This window comes from Streptomyces musisoli (genome assembly GCF_016741855.1).
GTDB lineage: Bacteria > Actinomycetota > Actinomycetes > Streptomycetales > Streptomycetaceae > Streptomyces > Streptomyces musisoli.
On sequence record NZ_JAERRH010000013.1, the window covers coordinates 161,100 to 179,004 of the forward strand.

Sequence of the window (17,905 nt, forward strand, 5' to 3'; positions counted from 1 at the left end):
CCTCGGCGGGCCGGCACGCGCCCGGCCACGGACGTCGATCTCGGCGGCCGTGGCGGGGCGGTCGCGCGCTCAGCCCCGCGGGATCCCGCCCGGACTGATCAGGCCGGTCTCATAGGCGAGGATCGTGGCCTGGACCCGGTCGCGCAGTCCCAGCTTGGACAGCAGGGCGTTCACATGGCTCTTCACCGTGCCCGTGGTGACGCCGAGTTCGGCCCCGATCTCGGCGTTGGACAGACCGGTGGCGATCTTCAGCAGGACTTCCCGTTCCCGCTGGGTGAGCCGGCCGAGGAGCCCGCCGGCGGCGGTCGGGGGCGGGGCACCACGTGCGAACGTGTCGATGAGGCGGCGGGTCACGGCGGGTGCCAGGATGCCGTCGCCGGCCGCGACGACCCTGATGGCCGACAGCAGTTCCTCGGGCCGGGCGTCCTTCAGCAGGAACCCGGAGGCCCCGGCGCGCAGTGCCTCGTAGACGTACTCGTCCAGGTCGAACGTGGTGAGCACCAGCACCCGGGGCCCGTCGGCCGGCGCGGTGACCAGACGGGTCGCGGTGAGCCCGTCCATGCCCGGCATCCGGATGTCCATCAGGACGACGTCGGCATTCTCCGCCGAAGCGAGCGACACCGCCGTCGCTCCGTCACCGGCCTCCGCCACCACGGTCAGATCGGGTTCGGCGTCCACGATGGCGACGAACCCGGCCCGGACCACGGCCTGGTCGTCGACGACGATCACGCGTATGGCGACGGGGACACCTCCTGGGCAGGGGCCGGAACGACTCCGGCCGGCAACGACACCCGTAGGGTACCGGCCGGTTCGCACACCATCCGGCCCTCGCCCGCGGCGACCTGCACACGAAGACGCTCGGCGACCGGGCCGGCGACCGCGAGTCGTACCCCGGTCACCGTGATGCGCAGGGTGCCGCGGCGCCGCCGCAGGGTCACCCGCGCCGGTCCGGGGTCACCCGCGCCGAGCGCCGCCTCGACGATCCGGTACACCGACACCTGCACCGACGGCGGCAGTTTCCGGGCCGCCTCCGGCAGACCCCGCAGCCGTACGTCACGGCCCGCGGAACGCAGCCCCTGGCACAGTGCGTCGAGGTCGGCGGCGGACGGCGACGGTGAGAGCGGCCCGCCGGGCCCGTCGTCCCCGGCGTCGCCGAGGCCGTGCAGCATCTCCCGCATCGCGGCCAGCGCCTCCCTGGCCGTGCCGGCCACCTCCTCCAGGTCCCCGCGCCGGGCCGCGCCGACGAGCGCCCGCGTGTGCGCCAGCACGGCCTCGCGCAACGCCCCGGCCAGCCGCTGCCGTTCGGCCTGCGCGGCCCGGTCCGCCTGCCACATCGAGCTGGCGAACGCGAAGTCGTCGAACGCCACGGCCCGCAGCCTGCGACGCCGTACGAGCAGACCGGCGCCCCACACGGCGGCGAACACCGGGGCCAGCACGACGTACAGGACGAACGCCATCAGCACGGCCAGGCCCGGGCTCACCGGCTCGCCGCCCGTCATGCCGTCGGCCCACGACACCGCCGTGACGGCCCCGCCGGCCCCGAGTGTCGCGGCGACCGGGGCGGGCCAGGTGCGGGCCGCCCCCTGCCCGTAGGCGGCGACCGCGTACACGGCCAGCGTCTCGACGAGGGTCCCGGCCACGAGGAACTGGGCGACCTGAGACGGCAGCGGCACCACGACGACGGCCGGCGGCCCCAGCCAGGCCGTCGCGAGCACGGCGACGAACCCGGCCCAGGGCGCTCGCCTGCGCCACAGCAGGGGCAGCGCGTGCAGCACCAGCAGCCCGCAGACGACCAGGAGGGCCGGCAGGACGGCGCGACGGGCGGCCGCCGCCCAGTCCTCCGACAGGCCCAGCGCGCAGGACACCGGCAGGACCATCGCGGCCAGCGCCAGAGCCGGGTCGGCGAACCGCTGCTCCCGCAGGACGTCACGCCGCCAGCCGTCCTCGTACGGCCGCCGCGGCGCCGCGCCGTCGGGCAGGGTGGCGTGGACCCGCCAGCCGCCCTCCCGCGTGGGACCGGCGGTCAGTTCGCCGCCCACCGAGGCGGCCCGCTCCCGCATCCCGGAGATCCCGCGCCCCGCGCCGAGGCTCCCGGCACCCTGCGGCGCGGTGCGCGGCGGCGCGTTCTCCACGGTCAGTTCGAGCCGGCCGTCCGCCCGCCGCACGAGCACCCGGGCGGCGGCGCCGGGCGCGTACCGCAGCGCGTTGGTGAGGGCCTCGCGGACGATGCCGTGGACCGCCTCGGCCGCCGGACCGGCCAGATCGTCGGGAATCCGGGCGGTCACCGGACGGCCCAGCCGGCCGAATCCCGCGACCAGCTCCTCGATCCGTCCGCTCATCGGCCGGTGGTCCGGGCGGTCGGCGTCCCGCAGCAGCCCCACGAGCCGTTGCAGCGCGGTGAGGGTCTCGGTGCCGGTGCGCTCCGCGAACGACAGCGCCTCGGCGGCCAGTTCGGGTCTGCCGTCCCGGAGCCTGCGCGCGGCATCGACGGTCACCACGACCGAGGTGAGGTGATGGGCACTCACATCGTGCAGTTCCCGGGCCAGACGCCGGCGCTCGTGGTCGCCCGCCAGCCGGCGTGCGTGCTCCGCCCCGGCCAGCCGCAGGGTGGCGGTCATCCGGCCGGCGAGCAACCGGCGCCGTGCCTCGCCGAGTCCCGCGCACACCAGGTACACGCCCAGGGAGATGGCCATGTCGGACAGCAGCGCGGCCCGCGGACCCTCCTGCACGGCGGCCATCACCCACTCGACGCCCACGACGGCGGCCACGGCCCGCACCGTCACCGGCACGGGGCAGCGGACGGCGACGGAGTACAGGGCGATCAGCGGGCCGATCCCCAGATAGCCGTCCGGCGAGGCGAGCGTGCCGAGGACCACGGCCCCCAGGGTGCAGGCGAGGGCCCGCAGGGGAGCGGTGCGTCGCCACCCCAGCGCGGCGGTCTCCAGGGCCAGCGCGCACAGGGCGCCGGCGAGCGCGGGCGCGCCCGGGGTGTCGTCCAGGCCCGCCCCCGTCATCAGCAGGATGACCTGCCCGGCGGCCAGCAGCAGGGGCAGAAGCCAGTTGCGTGTCGTCTCCATGTCGCCGACGAGCGTAGAGGCCGGACGCGCGGCAGACACCGGACCGGAGGCGGAGGCCCGTCCCCAACCAGAGATAGAGACACCGACCAGGGGTGGAGACGAGGTGGAGACACCGGCCGGGGTGGAGACACCAGCCACAGGCGTAGGCACAGGCCGCGGGCAGCGGCAGCAGCCGGGAACACACACCGGCCATGGCCCGGGGCACCGGCCAGGTGTGCAGACACCGGCCCCGGTCCGGGGCACCGGCCATGGGCGTGGAACACCGACCACGTGCAGCGGCGACAGCCAGGGGCGCGGACACCGGCCGCCGGGCAGCGGCACCCACCGGCGGCGATGCCACCAACCAGAGATAGAGGCACCGGTCATGCCGCAGGTCGATGGCGTACGCGGGGGTCTTTGGGCAGGCTGACGGCATGACACAGCCCCAGCTCGCCGAGCAGCTCCCGTACCACCGCCTGGCCCGCCTCTCACCGCGATACGGATGGTGGCGCCCACTGGTCGGCACCCTGGTCCTGGCCGGGGCGTACCTGGTCACCCTGGTCGTCCTCATGGTCCTCTTCGCCGCCCTGGGTTCCGGCATGGGTTACCGCGAGGACGCCGACGGCTGGCCGGAGTTCGGACCCGTCCTCGGGACCGCCACGGACCTGCTCACGATCGCGGCGGGCATACCCGTCGTGCTGCTGACCGTGCGCTGGATCGGTGGACGCCGGGCCGGCACGGTCTCGTCCGTGACCGGACGGCTGAGATGGCGCTGGCTCATGCTGTGCGTACTGACCGCCGTACCGATCGTCGCTCTGTCGATGGGCGGCATGCTCCTGCTGCCCGCGGACGGCGGGGATCCGGAGAGTCAGTGGGCGGGATGGGCGGACTTCGGTCGGGCCCTCGCCATGCTGCTGGTGCTGGTGCCGTTTCAGGCGGCCGCCGAGGAGTACGTCTTCCGCGGCTGGCTGACACAGACCGCCGGGGCGTTCCTGCGCTCGCCGTGGGCCGCTCTCCTGCCCCAGGCCGTCCTGTTCGCCGCCGCCCACGGCTGGGGCACCCCCTGGGGCTTCGCCGACCTGGTGGTGTTCGGGGCGTGCGCGGGCTGGCTGACCTGGCGGACGGGCGGTCTGGAGGCGTCCATCGCCCTGCACACAGTCAACAACCTCTTCGCCTTCGGTGTCTCGGCCGCGGTCGTCGACGGGCTCGCGAGCGACGAGACCGCGGCCGACGCGAACTGGCAGGTGGTCGCGCTCGACGTGCTGAGCATCGCGCTGTACACGGTGGCCGTGGCCTGGTGGCTGCGCCGCCGCGGGACGGAGCGCACGGCCCCGGCCCCGCTGCCTCCCGCACAGCCGCCGGTGTTCGCCCCGGGGTACCCGTACGTCGGCGGTGTCCCGGTGCCCGCGCAGTGGGCGGGCCATCCGGCGGCCCCCGGCACCCCCGTGCCCTGGGCGGGCCGGCCGGGACAGGCGACGACCGTCGCCCCGCCGTGGACGGGCCGGCCCGGCGCGGCCACGACCGCACCGACGCCCTGGGCCGAGCAGCCGACGCCCGGCACGGACCTTTCGTCCGGCACGCATCTTTCGTCCGCGGCCGGATCTCCGCCTGCGGCCGGCCTTCCGTCCGCCTCTCGTCACGCCGGGGAGGACGGCACGGACCGTTCGTGAGCCGTGCGCGGCCGTGGCGAGTGGTGTCCGCCGGTCAGCCGAGGCGGGCGGCGATGGTCCGCGCGCACTCCAGGGACTCGGTGCTGGTCGTGTCCACCTCCAGGTCGTACGACACCCCCTCGTGCACCAGGGCGGCCTGGGACGCCGCCATGCCCTCGGCCCGGTCTCCCCGGGCGATCTCACGTCCCGCGGCGACCGCCGGTTCACACCGGACGCCGACCCACAGCACGGCCAGCCCGTCCAGGGCGTCGCGCCACCGCTGCTGGGAGGCCGCTCCACCGAGGAACACATCGTCGACGACGACCTTGGCGCCCGCGCGGGCGGTCGCCGCGACGCCCCGCATCCAGGCCGCCTCCAGCGCGCGGAAACCGGATCCGACATGCACTCCGCCGTCCGCGGCGAACTCGATGCCGCCGTCCGGCCCGCGCAGCTTCGGCGGCAGCGCGTCGACGAGCGAGTCGATCCCGAACGCCAGCCACGGGTCCGGCAGTACGGCCTGGAGACAGCGCACGATGCCGGACTTCCCCGCGCTGGAGCCCCCGTTGAGAATGATCACCTGAGTCGTCACCGTGCCACGGTACGGAGCACCTCGGCCGCGGGGTAACACATTTCCCGCTCCCGCCCCGGCCCTGCGGCCGACACGCTCCCGCGCCGCGCGTCACCAGCGCCGCGCCGCGCGCCGGAGCGTGTCACGGAGCCGGGGATCCCGGCCCCGGCCCCGGCGCCGCCTATCCTCGGCCACGAGACACACATCAGCCACGAGACACACATCGGCCGGCCGGCCGCCGAACCGGCACCCCTCAGGAAGGCCACGTCATGACCGACAAGCTCACCGTAAGCGTCCTGGGCACCGGCATCATGGGGGCCGCGATGGCCCGCAATCTGCTGCGCGCCGGACACACCGTCCGCGCCTGGAACCGCACCCGCGCCAAGGCCGAACCGCTCGCCGCCGACGGCGCGCACGTCGCCGGCAGCCCAGCCGAGGCCGTGGAGGGCGCCGATGTCGTCCTGACCATGCTCTACGACGGCCCGGCCGCGCTGGAGGTCATGCGCGAGGCCGCCCCCGCGCTGCGCTCCGGTGCCGCCTGGGTGCAGTCCACCACCGCCGGCATCGAGGGCATCGGTGACCTGGCCGCCTTCGCCCGCGAGCACGGCCTGGTCTTCTTCGACGCGCCGGTGCTGGGCACCCGTCAGCCGGCCGAGGACGGCCGGCTCCTCGTCCTCGCCGCGGGCCCGGCCGGGCACCGCGCCGCCGTGAGTCCGGTCTTCGACGCGGTCGGTGCCCGCACCGTGTGGACCGGCGACGACGGCGCGGCCGGTACCGCGACCCGGCTGAAGCTGGTCGCCAACAGCTGGGTCATCGCGGCCACGGCTGCGGTCGGCGAGGTGCTGGCCCTGGCGCAGGCGCTCGGCGTGGACCCGCAGGGTTTCTTCGACGCCATCGGCGGCGGCCCGCTCGACATGGGATACCTGCATGCCAAGTCGGAACTCATCCTCGGCGACCGGCTCACCCCGCCCCAGTTTGCGGTGGCCACGGCCGTCAAGGACGCCCGTCTCATCGTCCGGGCGGGCGAAGAACACGGCGTCCGCCTCGACGTGGCCGCCGCGAGCGCGGAACGCCTGGAGCGGGCCGCCGCACAGGGGCACGCCGACGAGGACATGGCCGCCGCCTACTTCGCCAGCTTCGACGCCGACGGCCGGCCCTCCCGGTGACCGCGCCCCGCGGGCGACAGGGGCCGGGGCGCGCATCAGCGGCGCGGGCTCAGCCCGCCGTCCGCAGCAGCAGCTTGCCCGTCGACGCGCGCCCGCCCATCAACCGGTGCGCCTCGGCCGCGTCCGCCAACGGGAACTCGGCGGTGACGGGCAGCCGCACCGTGCCGTCGACGGCCGTGCGGAAGGCACGTTCGGCGAGCGAGCGCAGCGCTCCGGGCGCGGACTGCGCGAGGTTCAGCACGGAGAAGCCCGCGACGGAACGGCCCTGTGCGTACAGCTCGGGCTGTCCGACCTGCCACGGCTCGGCACCGCTCGCGTTGCCGAAGGACACCAGGCGGCCGAAGACGGCCAGCGCGTCGAGGCCCCGGCGCAGGGTCTCGCCGCCGACCGGATCGAGCACCAGGTCGACGCCCCGCCCACCGGTGGCGCGGCGGACGTCGGCGTCGAACGTGTCGGCGGTGAACACCTCGTCGTAGCCGTGCCGCAGGGCGTAGTCAGCCTTGTCCCGAGAGGAGGCGACACCGTACACCGCACCGGCGCCCGCCGCCCGGGCCAGCTGTCCGGCCACCGTGCCCACACCGCCTGCCGCGCCGTGCACCAGGACCGTCTCGCCCGCGCTCAGCCGCCCCACCTCGTGGAGCAGGGCGTGGGCCGTCGGCAGGACGGTGGGCAGCGCGGCGGCGGTGCGCAGGTCCAGGCCCACGGGGAGCGGGAAGACGGTCACCGCGTCGGCGGCCACCACCTCCGCGTAGGCACCGCTGCCGACGAGCGCGACGACGTCCTGGCCCGGTCGCAGCCCCTCGACTCCCGCGCCGACGGCCCGTACCCGTCCGGACACCTCCAGGCCCGGGCGGAACGGCAGCGCCGACACCCGGTACCCCTCGGAGCGTGCCTTGAGATCCGCGAAGTTCACGCCGGTGTAGGCGGCGTCGATGGTCACCTGCCCGGGCCCCGGCTCGGGGACCCCGGCGTCCACGACCTTCAGTACCTCGGGACCGCCGTACTCGTGGAACTCGACCGCACGCATGAGCAGCACACGCCCTTCCGCAGAGTGTTCAATGGAAAGCGAACACTGAGACTGTATGATGTTCATCGAACACTCGGCAAGCGACGGGACACCTCGGAGCGTCCCGGTGAGTGTGGGCAGTGAGGGGAGAAGGGCATGCCGAAGCAGGCGGAGGGCAGTGGTCACCGTGCGGCGCCGGTCCACGTGGATCCGGTGGATGTGTCCCTGCTGACCGCGCTGTCCGCGGTCGCCGACCCCGTGCGCATCCGGCTGATCCGCGAACTGGCGGGATCCGCGGCGTGGACACGCAGCTGCGGCAGCTTCGATGTGCCGGTGGGCAAGGCCGCGCTCAGTCACCACTTCGCGGTGTTGCGCGGTGCCGGGCTGGTGGAGCAGCGCGACGAGGGGCCGCGGCGGGTCAACCGGCTGCGCCGCGAGGAGTTCGACGCCCGCTTCCCCGGACTGCTGGCGTTGATCCTCGGCGACGACGCCGCCGACTGAACGACCGCCTCACGCACCGGTGTCCGCATCGCCGCCCGGCGGGGCGGCCGGCCGGGGTGCGTCCACTTCCGGCACCGGGCCGACGACACGAGGGTCACCGGTGCGTGCGAGAGGCGGTCGGGGTCACTCGGCGGTGTCGGTGCCCTCCGTCTTCTCCTGCGTGGACTCCTCCGGGAGGGTGTAGAAGACGGACGAGCCCTGCTTGGTGCGGTGAGCGAGGTTGCGGGCGACGAGATTCTCCAGGGTCGTGCGCACGACCTTGGTCTGAACCCCGCGGTCGGGATGTGCCCGGCCCAGCGCCTCGGTGACCTCGGCGGCGGAGCGCGGTTCGCTCTGCTCGGCCAGGTGCCGGCGGACGAGTTCGATGAGCGTGGGCTGTTGGGGCTCGGAAGTCGCCTTCGCAGTCGCCGGCTTCTTCGCCGCCGCCTTAGAGGCCGCAGGCTGCGCGGCCGTCGGCTTCTTGGCCGTCGACTTCTTGACCGCCGGCTGCTTGACCGCCGGTTGCTTGGCCGTCGGCTTCTTGGCCTCGGGGCGCCGTGCACCGCCGCTCTTCTTCCGGGGGGAAGGTACGACCGTGCTGCCGGCCGATGCGGTGACGCCGAGCGCCTGCTGCATGTTCAGCAGAATGCCGTGGTCGTGCTGCAAGGAGGCCAACTGCGCCTGCAGGGCCGCGATTTCGGCCGTGATCCGTTCCTGTTCCTTGAGGTTGTTCTCGAGGTCGTTGGTCACCTGGCTGACGTACTGAGAGGCCAATTCGGTGACAGGTCCAGCGCTTTCCGGCATCTTTTCCTCCGCTCCCGACGGTGCGACACCTGGATGATACGGGCGGGTCGACCGGTTTTCACCGTTGTCGGGGTGCGAACGACAGACCGACGGCCCGCTCCAGCCCTGGTACCCGGCCCGTCGGCATGCGCACCACTGCGCCGGGCTGTGCCTCCGCACACGACGGTGACGCGTTCCGGCCGGCCTGACGTAGCCACAGGCGGGGGCGGGAGCGGTCACCGCCTGTCGCGGGGCATGTCACCCACGGGATTCACACGGGGTTCTCGCGCAGCCAGGTCAGAACCTGCTCGGCATGTGCGTCCGGTGGGAACACCGGGTGGAAGGCGTGCTCGATCACCCCGTCGCGCACGACCAGCGTCAGCCGTGTGAACAGCCGCGCCCCGCCCGCCTCGAACGTCGGCAGCCCCAGGGTGTCGGCCAGGCGGAGTTCCGGGTCGGAGAGCATGTCGAACGGCAGCCCGAGCCGCTCCACGACCTCCCGCTGGTACTCGGTGTCCTGGCTGGACAGCCCGTGAACCCGCCCGGCACCGGCCTCGAGCAGTTCCTGGAAGTGGTCGCGGAAGCCGCACGTCTCCGCGGTGCAGCCACGGGCTCCGGGGATGGAGTTCCAGCCTTCCGGCAGATCGGTGCCGGGCCGGCCGGTGAGCGGGTAGATGTAGAGCACGGTCCGCCCCGGCCCGAGCGCCTCCAGCCGGACCTCCTTGCCCGCCGTCGTCAGCAGGGTCAGCGGTGGCACCCGGGTGCCGGGCAGACGGTCCGCGGTGCCGTCGTCCTCGGGGACGGGCAGACCGGCGGGCAGCGTCAGGTGGTTCTCGCCGCCGGTTCCGGTCCGCTCGGGCGGTACGGCCGTGCTGCCCCGGTGGGCGGCGGCGTTCAGGCTGGTGATCAGCGTCGCGCGGCGGGCGGTCAGCGCCTCGATGCGCTCGGTCAGTTCGTCGATGGCCGCGCGGTAGCTCGCCAGCGAGGCCGGGCAGTCGTCGGCGTACTCACGGCCCGCCGCCAGACATTCCAGGAACGGCCGGGTGCGCTCGACGGGGATGCCCAGCCCGTGCAGCGTGCGGATCTCGCGGATGAGACGTACGTCGTCCTCGGTGTAGGTGCGGTAGCCGTTGGGGAGCCGCTCGGGTGTGATCAACCCGAGGGATTCGTAGTACCGCACCGCCTTTACCGTCACCTCGGCCCGGCGTGCCAGTTCGCTGATCGTCATGTCGTTCACGTCGCCTCACGCTAGACCTTGCCCCTGGGGGCAAGGTCAAGCAGCCGGCCCCAGCCGGGCGCTGCTGCGGAGACCCCGGGACGACCGGCGAGTAGGTGTCAGGAGCGTTCGCCGAGCGCGCCGAGCCGCTCCTCCACGCCGTCCTCGTACGCCTGGTGGACGGTGCTCCGCTTGCCGTGGCACACGTGCCTCTCCAGCTCGTGGCGGGACTCCCGCACGGTGGGCCGCCGTTCATCGGCGGGGTCGGCTCTCCGCCCCCACCGTCGGCAGGTCCGCACGCGCGCGTTCACCCGAGGACGAGTGGGAGCCTCCCGGCCAGCGGGCCGAGTTCCGCCCGCTCGGCGTCGGTCGGGGTGCGGCGTCCCGTGCCGACCCGCAGCGCGTCCTGGTCTGACCACGCCGCGGGGAAGGCCGCCCCGGCGATCTCCTCCAGCATCGCGCGCGAGCGGGCGAGACCCTCGGCGGGTGGCTGCGCCGCAGCCGGGAGGTGCGCGATCAGGTCCAGGTGGTGCAGGGTCCACTCCAGCACGTACGCGGAGAGGTAGTGCTCCACGGTGAGGACCATCTCCTGGGTGCCGACCCGGAGTCCCGGCTCGGCCAGCCCGGCCGCGCGTCCCGCGGCGGAACCGATGTCGTCCAGGTGGAACTTGAGCAGCCGCGGCTCCTCGTACGCGGCGGCCAGCCGGACGGTCAGCGCGTCCAGGGGATCGTCGCCGGCCGGCGGCGTGTCCGTGACGTTCCAGTAGGTCACCGCGTCGTGCGTCGGTTCCGCCGACGCGGGCGTCACGAGGGTGATCAGCACGTCCTGGGCGTCGATGACCAGGTGACACACCAGGTCCCGGACGAGCCAGCCGGTGCAGCCGGAAGGCCGGGCGAAGTCCTCGTCGGGGAGTTCGGCGACCGCCGTGCGCAAAGCCGTCCACGAGCGCGAGAAGAGATCCACGGCCGCAAGCTAGCAGCGCCCGCCCGGCCCTTCGACCCATTTCCCCCGGCCCCGAGGTGTTCGCCGCGATACCGGCCACGGTCCGCAGGGCGTCACCGGGTCCGGCCGCGACGGCCCGCCGGGTCACGACGGCCATCGCGTCCCCGGTGGCTGAGGAGCCGGGCCTGCGCCGGTGCCGGGTTGTCCCCGAGTCCCGCGGGGCGACGGCCCGATGTCACATCCCGGTGCGCCGCGCCGTCGTAGAGGGAGGGCATCGCCACCGGCGGCGACCGCCACCCGATGCCGTACCCCGGCCCGAGAAGGAGCGACATGCCGACAGACCAGGCAGCACGCAACAAGGCGGTGTTCGGCCGCCTGCACGACGCCGTCAACACCGGTGACATGGAGATCGTCTCCAAGACCATCGACGAGATCGTCGATCCGGACGTGCTCTTCCACGCGCCGGTGCCGATGGGCACGACCGGGGCGCAGGCGCTGAAACAGGTGTGGGAGGTGCTGTTCCGCGCGTTCCCCGACCTTCGGGTCGACGTCGAGGACACCATCGCCGAAGGGGACAAGGTCGTCTTCCGGAACACGGTCACGGGCACGCATCGTGGCGAGTACCGGGATCTCGCGCCCACCGGCAGGTCCGTCCGGTACGGCGAGATCTTCATCATCCGCTTCGCGGACGGCCGCATCGTCGAGATCCGGGGTGTCGTCGACGTCCAGGCGCAGCTGCGGCAGCTGGGCGTGGTCCCCGGCGGCCCGGAGTGACCTCCTCCGAGCGGCTGCCGGGTCGGTGACGGCACATGGATCCGGGTCCCTCACGCCCGCCCGCGCCGCCGTCGCGGCGGGCCGGCCGGCGTCGCCCGTGAAGACTCTCATGTGGTGCGGGAGCCGTGAGTTCCCCGTGGCCGAGCGGACGCTCGCCGGGTGACACGAGGCGGACGACACGTACGGGCCCGTCTGCTAGGGCCCGTACGGACGGTCTCGCAGGGCTCGTGCCACGAGGTCGTGGATCAGGAACTCGCCAGGCGCACGGTTCTCCTTGAGGCGTTCGAGGGTGTCGTGGCCGAACCAGCCGTAGGCCGAGTGCTTGGACCACTCCAGTACGGGGTGGTCCAGGTCGCCTTCCACCTCGACGAGGAAGTCGGCCTCGTGGCGGAGCCCGGCTCCGTCGTCCCCGTTCCAGGTCGTGGCGCCCAGGAACCGCCGTACACGGCTCAGGCGCCAGCCGGTTTCCTCCTCGACCTCCCGCGCGAGAGCCTCGAGGAGGGTCTCGCCGGGCTCGACATGGCCGCCGACGATGTCCCAGCTGTCGGGGAAGAGACGGCGGTGCGGGCTGCGCTTCTGGGCGAAGGCGTCGCCGTCGCGGTTGAGGATGACGGCACCGACGGTCCACAGCTCGCCAGGGGCGGGCACAGGCACCTCGACGTCGGGGTCCACGCCGAACGGCTGGTGGTATGCGGGCATGACGGACAGCGTAGGCCGGGGCGGCCCGCTGGCGACGAGACACGTGATCCCCGGAACATGCGTCCCAGGGTGCCCACGCTCTTCGCAACGGGGAGGTACCGGAGCCGAGTTGCCTGCCGCATGCACCGGTCCCGCCCGCTCGCCCCGGCCTTCTTCCCGCGGCATGTCACAGACGGCGGGGCCGACTTGTCTCGGGTGGTGCAGACAGTTACTCACGACGGAAGGTGATGGTCATGCGGGTGTTCGTGGCAGGCGGGACCGGGGTGCTGGGGCGGCGGCTGGTGCCGCAACTGGTGGCCCGTGGCCATCAGGTGACGGCCACCACCACGAGCGCCGCCAAGCTGGGCGCGATCGCCCGGCTGGGAGCGGACGGGGCGGTGATGGACGGGCTCGACGCGGCGTCGGTCGGCGAGGCGGTGGCCAAGGCCCGGCCGGACGTCGTCGTGCACCAGATGACGGCGATCTCCATGGTTCACGCCGGCAAGCCGGACATCAAGCATCCGGACCGCTGGTTCGCCCTCACCAACCGGCTGCGCACCGAGGGGACCGACCATCTGCTGGCGGCGGCGGAGGCGACCGGTGTGTCCCATGTCGTCGCCCAGGGCTACGCCTCCTGGAACGGGATCCGCGAGGGCGGCTGGGTGAAGACCGAGGAGGATCCGCTGGACACCCTCGAGGGCACGGCGGCACACAGGGGCCTGAAGGCGCTGGGCCACGTCGAGGACGTGGTGCTCGCGGCCGGCGGCGCGGTCCTGCGCTACGGCGCGTTCTACGGTCCGGGTGCCGTCGACGACCAGGTCGAGCTGGTGCGCAGGCGACAGTACCCGCTGGTCGGGCGGGGCACCGGCTACAGCTCGTGGGTGCATCTCGACGACGCGGCGAGCGCGACCGTGCTGGCCGTGGAGAAGAAGGCGAGGGGCGTGTTCAACATCGTCGACGACGAACCGGCCCCGGCGAACGAGTGGCTGCCCCATCTGGCGGCGTGCGCGGGGGCGAAGCGGCCGATGCGGGTCCCGGTGTGGCTGGCCCGGATGCTGGCCGGGGACCAGGCGGTCGTGATGATGACCGAAGGGCGGGGCTTCTCCAACGCCAAGGCCAAGCGGGAACTCGACTGGCGGTTGCGCTTCCCGTCGTGGCGGCAGGGTTTCGAGGAGGAGCTGGCATGACCCGGACCGCGCAGAAGGCCGAGGAGTTCGAGGAGTTGCGGCCGCTGCTGTTCTCGATCGCGTACCGCATCCTGGGCAGCGTGACCGAGGCCGAGGACGCCGTCCAGGAGACCTGGCTGCGCTACGAGGCGTCCACGACGTCCCCCGTCTCGGCCAAGGCGTTCCTGTCGGCGGTGGTCACGCGCATCTCCATCAACGTGCTGCGCTCGGCCCGGGTCCGGCGGGAGGCGTACGTCGGGCCGTGGTTCCCCGAACCGCTGCTCGCCGACCCCTACGAGGACCCGGAGCGGTCGGCGGAGCTGGCCGACTCGGTGTCCATGGCGGCCCTGCTGCTGCTCGAACGCCTCAGCCCGCTGGAACGGGCGGTGTTCGTGCTGCGGGAGGTGTTCGACTTCGGCTTCCCCGAGATCGCCTCGGCGGTGGGACGCTCGGAGGCGGCCTGCCGCCAGCTGGTGGTACGCGCCCGGCGCCACATGACCGAGGACCGGCCCCGCTTCGAGGCCGGCCGGCGCGAACGGGAGGAACTGGCCACGCGGTTCTTCGACGCCTTCCGTGAGGGGGACGTCGACGGGGTGCGGGACCTGCTTGCCGCCGACGTACGGTTGGTCGCGGACAGCGGCGGCAAGGCCCCGCAGTGGGTCGAGGGCTTCTTCGGCGCCCACGATGTGTCCCGGGTGCTCGCCGCCCTCCTGCCGCCGTTCGCCCGGATCGGCGGCGTCGTGGAGCCCCACCAGGTGAACGGCCAGCCGGGCGCGATCTTCCGGGACCGGGACGGCAAGGTCGTCAACACCTGGACCCTCGACATCCTCGACGGACAGATCCAGACGATCCGCACGGTGAGCAACCCCGACAAGCTCGGGCACGTGGGCCCCGTCGCGGACGCCTGGGCGGTGCTGCGGGAAACACAGCGGGCTCGCTTCGCCCCGGACTGAACACCCACGGGGGTGCGCGGACACCCCGCCGGTTCCGCGCCGCTCCCGGACGACCCACCGGAACGCCTGACACCGGCGCGGACACCCCGCCGCTCCCGGACGACCCACCGGAACGCCTGACACCGGCGCGGGCATACTGCCGGTTCCGCGCCGCTCCCGGACGACCCACCGGAACGCCTGACAACGAGGGAACGAACAACCGCCATGCGCATCACCGTCTTCGGGGCCAACGGCCCCACCGGCCGCCTGCTGACGGACCAGGCCCTCACCGCCGGGCACCGGGTCACCGCGGTGACCCGGCAGCCGGACTCCTTTCCGCTGCGGGACCGGAGACTCGACGTACTCGGCGCCGACGTGTTCGATCCGGAGGCCGTGGACGCCGCCGTGGCGGGACGGGACGCGGTGCTGTCGACGCTCGGGGTGCCCGTGGGGAGGAAACCCGTCCGGACCTATTCGCGGGGGGTGGCCAACATCGTCGCCGCGATGCGTCGGCACCGGGTCCGCCGGCTCACCGTCGTCAGTTCGAGCGGGGTCGACCCGCACCCGTACTCCGACGGCGGCTTCCTGTTCAACCGGGTCCTCCTGCCCTATGTGACACGGGTGCTGGGCAGAACGCTGTACGACGACATGCGGCGGATGGAAACGCTGGTCCGGGCCAGCGGTCTGGACTGGACGATCGTCCGCCCGAGCGGGCTCTACCATCTGCCGTCGGCCACCGACTACTCCCTCGTGGAGGGGCACGCCGACGGCAGGTTCACCGCGCGCGTGGACCTGGCCGCGAGCATGCTGGACCTGCTCGACGACGACAGGCACCTGCGCACCACCGTCGGCGTCGTCACCACCGTGGACAACCCCACCCTGATGCAGTGGATCCGGCGCGAAGCACTCGCCAGGAGGTGAGCCGGCCGGCCCCGACCCGCCGGGGCGCCGGCGCGGTGCGCTCCACCGCGTCCGGCGGGGTGCGCTCCATCGCGTCCGGCGGGGTGCGCTCCATCGCGTCCGGCGGGGTGCGCTCCACCGCGTCCGGCGGGACGCGTGCTATCCGTCGAGGGTGCCGGCGTCCACGAATCCCATCCTGCGGTTCATGGCGATGGCGTTCGCGTTCGCCGGATGATGGAACGTGCGCACCCTCGGCGCTCCGTACTCCCTGGCGAAGCGCAGTCCCCAGGTCTTCATGGCGATCGCGATGCCACGGCCGCGGTAGGCGGCCCGGACGCCGGTCATCTCGTTGAACACGAAATCCTCGTGGACCGACGTGGCCGCCATGCCGATCCACACGTCCCCGTCCAGGGCGACGACGACGCCCCGCGGGTCGTAACCGGCGGACGCGAAGCGCCGTTCGGCGTACTCCTCGTACGAGTAGAACTCCCCCCGCTCGGGGATGTCCGCGGAGCACTCCTTGTTCAACTCGTACAGTGCGCGGCGGTGTTCCGGTGTGTCACCCAGCTCGGCGAGGGTGGTCAGACGAATGCCCGCCGCCTGACACCGGGTCAGATACTGCTCGAACCGGGGTGCGTCGAACGCGGCGACATCCAGTTCCAGCCTCACCCACTGATCGGTCATGTTTCCCCTCCGTCGCGCGGCACCTTCGCCCCATCCTGCCGTCCGCCCGGGCGAAGGGAAAGATCACCGCGCGCCGCCGGCCCTGATGTGGTGCTCGCGCTGAAGAACGCCACCGCGGCATGCGAGGCCAGCAGCCAGCCAGCCAGCCAGCCAGCCAGCCGGCCGGCCGGTCGTCTCGCTGGCGTCGTTGAGCGCGCCGGCCCGGCGTGAGCAGAGGTTCAGCGCGCCGGGATCCTCGTCCTCGGTGAACAAGCAGGAAGCCCATCGTGCTGCCCACACCCAGTTCCCGGACCCGGGGCGCGAAAGCGGGCCAAGGTTGCGCAGCCGGATCCCGGCGACCGCCCGGCGACCGGGCCTGGTCAGCCGGCATGCCCCTGGTCCATGCTGACCCCTGCCCGCCCGGCCCTCCCGCAGGAGTCACCCATGCCCAAGCCCCGCTTCGCCGTCCTCGGCGCCGGCAGCATCGGCTGCCACCTCGGCGGACACCTCGCCGCCGCCGGGTACGACGTGGCCTTCATCGGCCGGCCCGCCGCCATGGGCGTGCTGCGCGAGCGGGGGCTCACCCTCAGCACCTCCCTCCGGCCGCCCGTGCATCTCGCTCCGGACCGGCTGACGGCGGCCACCGGTCCCGAGGCAGCGGCCGGCGCCGACTATGTGCTGGTCACCGTGAAGAGCGCCGGCACCGAGGCCGCCGCCGAGGACCTCGCCCCCCATCTCGCCCCCGGTGCCGTCGTCGTCAGCTTCCAGAACGGACTGCACAACCCCGCCACCCTGCGCGCCGTGCTCCCCGGCCACACCGTCCTGGCCGGGATGGTGCCCTACAACGTGGTGCAGTCCGAGCCGGGCATCGTGCACCAGGGCATGCCGGGCAGGCTCATGACCGAGCCCGACGACGTGCTCGGCGCCGCCTTCCGCGAGGCGGGCCTGGCCATCGAGGCCCGCACCGACATGTCCGAGGTACAGCACGCCAAGCTGCTGATGAACCTCAACAACGCGATCAACGCCCTCTCGGGACTGCCGTTGCGCGACCAGCTCGGCCGGCGGGCGTACCGCCGCTGCCTCGCCCTCTGCCAGCGCGAGGCCCTCGCCGCCTTCCGCGCCGCCGGGATCACCCCCGCCCGCCTCGGCCCCACCGCTCCCGGCGTCACCCCGCACGTGCTGGGGCTGCCCGACGCCCTCTTCCGCCGGGTGGCGGCAGCGGCCCTGCGTATCGACGCCCACGCGCGCTCCTCGATGTGGGAGGACCTCCAGCGCTCCCGGCCCACGGAGATCGATTCACTGCAGGGCGAGATCGTCGCCCTCGCCGCCGCCCACGGACGGACCGCCCCCGCGAACGCGCGTCTCGCGGCCCTGGTGCACGAGGCGGAGTCCAGGCCCCGCACCTGGACCGGACCGGAACTCCACGCCGAACTGCGCGCGGCGCGCTGAACCCCCGCGGAGGCCGCGAATCCCGAGGCCTCGGCGGCACCGGTGCTGCTTCACGGAGCGGGAAGGCATGTGGGGCCGGCTCTGTCTTGAGAGGTCAGGCCTCGGGAGCGACTACGGATCACCACATGCCGACCGGCCAGGACGCTCGGCCGTGAGAAACCGCCAAGCGTCGTACGGCGCCAGGAGGAGCGACCGTGCCCGGCCCGCCGTCGGCACATCACCCGTTCGGCTCCGTATGCGCACGCCCGTGCCGGGCACTCAGTGTGCCGGGCCTTGGGAGTGCCCTGAGTGGCGGATGCCGCGGCCGGTCCGGAACCCGGCCGCGGCATCCGGCGTGTCATGCCGACCACGGCGGCGCGGTCCCCCGAGCACCGGGCGGCCGCACCCTAGCAGCAGGTCACCGGCCCCCGCCCGGCATGACGTGCCGGACGCGCGGAGAGCAACGTGGCGAGCACCCTCGCGAACGGCCCGTCTTA

The 17,905-nt window shown here is 73.5% G+C and carries 17 protein-coding genes and 1 pseudogene; 8 read left to right on the forward strand and 10 right to left on the reverse strand.

Translation table 11 applies throughout. The features are described from left to right. Positions 1 to 69: 69 nt before the first annotated feature. Positions 70 to 735, reverse strand: coding sequence for a response regulator (locus JK361_RS28965; protein ID WP_502961473.1), 666 nt, complete (start codon positions 733 to 735; stop codon positions 70 to 72). Continuing rightward, positions 726 to 3,077 carry a sensor histidine kinase gene (locus JK361_RS42165; RefSeq protein ID WP_201823475.1) on the reverse strand — a complete coding sequence of 784 codons (2,352 nt, stop codon included), beginning with the start codon at positions 3,075 to 3,077 and terminating at the stop codon, positions 726 to 728. The genes JK361_RS28965 and JK361_RS42165 overlap by 10 nt, the downstream gene beginning before the upstream one ends. A 413-nt stretch (positions 3,078 to 3,490) precedes the next feature. On the opposite strand from JK361_RS42165, the gene JK361_RS28975 reads away from it, so the two are divergent. Further along, on the forward strand, positions 3,491 to 4,726 hold the full coding sequence (locus JK361_RS28975; RefSeq protein WP_201823477.1) for a CPBP family intramembrane glutamic endopeptidase: 1,236 nt from the start codon (positions 3,491 to 3,493) through the stop codon (positions 4,724 to 4,726). A 34-nt stretch (positions 4,727 to 4,760) separates the two neighbouring features. Here the strand turns inward: JK361_RS28975 and cpt are convergent, their stop codons facing one another. After that, on the reverse strand, positions 4,761 to 5,294 hold the full coding sequence (gene cpt, locus JK361_RS28980; protein WP_307787340.1) for a chloramphenicol phosphotransferase CPT: 534 nt from the start codon (positions 5,292 to 5,294) through the stop codon (positions 4,761 to 4,763). Between the two features lie 248 nt (positions 5,295 to 5,542). Between cpt and JK361_RS28985 the strand changes: the two genes are divergently transcribed. Further along, positions 5,543 to 6,439 carry an NAD(P)-dependent oxidoreductase gene (locus JK361_RS28985; protein WP_201823479.1) on the forward strand — a complete coding sequence of 299 codons (897 nt, stop codon included), beginning with the start codon at positions 5,543 to 5,545 and terminating at the stop codon, positions 6,437 to 6,439. 49 nt (positions 6,440 to 6,488) lie between these two features. Here JK361_RS28985 and JK361_RS28990 read toward each other — a convergent pair whose 3' ends face one another. After that, positions 6,489 to 7,466, reverse strand: coding sequence for a quinone oxidoreductase family protein (locus tag JK361_RS28990; protein ID WP_201823597.1), 978 nt, complete (start codon positions 7,464 to 7,466; stop codon positions 6,489 to 6,491). Positions 7,467 to 7,601: 135 nt separating this feature from the next. Here JK361_RS28990 and JK361_RS28995 point away from each other — a divergent pair, with 135 nt between their 5' ends. Continuing rightward, the gene (locus JK361_RS28995; protein ID WP_201823481.1) at positions 7,602 to 7,946 is read left to right on the forward strand and encodes an ArsR/SmtB family transcription factor; all 345 of its coding nucleotides are present in this window, start codon (positions 7,602 to 7,604) and stop codon (positions 7,944 to 7,946) included. Between the two features lie 123 nt (positions 7,947 to 8,069). Here JK361_RS28995 and JK361_RS29000 read toward each other — a convergent pair whose 3' ends face one another. The 3 genes from JK361_RS29000 to JK361_RS29010 form a co-directional block, all read right to left on the reverse strand. After that, entirely contained in the window at positions 8,070 to 8,729 is a 660-nt protein-coding gene (locus tag JK361_RS29000) for a hypothetical protein (protein ID WP_201823485.1), read from the reverse strand. Between the two features lie 250 nt (positions 8,730 to 8,979). Further along, the gene (locus JK361_RS29005; RefSeq protein WP_201823598.1) at positions 8,980 to 9,936 is read right to left on the reverse strand and encodes a MerR family transcriptional regulator; all 957 of its coding nucleotides are present in this window, start codon (positions 9,934 to 9,936) and stop codon (positions 8,980 to 8,982) included. A 295-nt stretch (positions 9,937 to 10,231) separates the two neighbouring features. Next, the gene (locus tag JK361_RS29010) at positions 10,232 to 10,888 is read right to left on the reverse strand and encodes a maleylpyruvate isomerase N-terminal domain-containing protein (protein ID WP_201823489.1); all 657 of its coding nucleotides are present in this window, start codon (positions 10,886 to 10,888) and stop codon (positions 10,232 to 10,234) included. Between the two features lie 309 nt (positions 10,889 to 11,197). Between JK361_RS29010 and JK361_RS29015 the strand changes: the two genes are divergently transcribed. After that, on the forward strand, positions 11,198 to 11,641 hold the full coding sequence (locus JK361_RS29015; protein ID WP_201823492.1) for an ester cyclase: 444 nt from the start codon (positions 11,198 to 11,200) through the stop codon (positions 11,639 to 11,641). Between the two features lie 195 nt (positions 11,642 to 11,836). Here JK361_RS29015 and JK361_RS29020 read toward each other — a convergent pair whose 3' ends face one another. Next, entirely contained in the window at positions 11,837 to 12,340 is a 504-nt protein-coding gene (locus JK361_RS29020) for an NUDIX hydrolase (RefSeq protein ID WP_201823495.1), read from the reverse strand. A 233-nt stretch (positions 12,341 to 12,573) separates the two neighbouring features. On the opposite strand from JK361_RS29020, the gene JK361_RS29025 reads away from it, so the two are divergent. The 3 genes from JK361_RS29025 (at position 12,574) to JK361_RS29035 (ending at position 15,338) form a co-directional block, all read left to right on the forward strand. Next, the gene (locus JK361_RS29025; RefSeq protein ID WP_372448745.1) at positions 12,574 to 13,506 is read left to right on the forward strand and encodes an NAD-dependent epimerase/dehydratase family protein; all 933 of its coding nucleotides are present in this window, start codon (positions 12,574 to 12,576) and stop codon (positions 13,504 to 13,506) included. Next, a complete protein-coding gene (locus tag JK361_RS29030) occupies positions 13,503 to 14,438 on the forward strand; it encodes an RNA polymerase sigma-70 factor (protein WP_201823502.1) in 936 nt (311 codons plus the stop codon). The genes JK361_RS29025 and JK361_RS29030 overlap by 4 nt, the downstream gene beginning before the upstream one ends. A gap of 204 nt (positions 14,439 to 14,642) precedes the next feature. Continuing rightward, complete coding sequence (locus JK361_RS29035) at positions 14,643 to 15,338, forward strand: NAD(P)-dependent oxidoreductase (RefSeq protein WP_201823511.1); 696 nt, start codon at positions 14,643 to 14,645, stop codon at positions 15,336 to 15,338. A 138-nt stretch (positions 15,339 to 15,476) separates the two neighbouring features. On the opposite strand, the gene JK361_RS29040 is transcribed toward JK361_RS29035, so the two are convergent. Together JK361_RS29040 and JK361_RS29045 are read right to left on the reverse strand one after the other, a co-directional pair. Next, a complete protein-coding gene (locus JK361_RS29040) occupies positions 15,477 to 16,001 on the reverse strand; it encodes a GNAT family N-acetyltransferase (RefSeq protein WP_201823513.1) in 525 nt (174 codons plus the stop codon). 89 nt (positions 16,002 to 16,090) lie between these two features. Beyond that, a pseudogene (locus tag JK361_RS29045) lies at positions 16,091 to 16,362 on the reverse strand (antitermination regulator); the annotation flags it as partial. Between the two features lie 62 nt (positions 16,363 to 16,424). Here JK361_RS29045 and JK361_RS29050 point away from each other — a divergent pair. After that, positions 16,425 to 17,429, forward strand: coding sequence for a 2-dehydropantoate 2-reductase (locus JK361_RS29050; protein ID WP_201823515.1), 1,005 nt, complete (start codon positions 16,425 to 16,427; stop codon positions 17,427 to 17,429). Positions 17,430 to 17,905 lie beyond the last annotated feature (476 nt).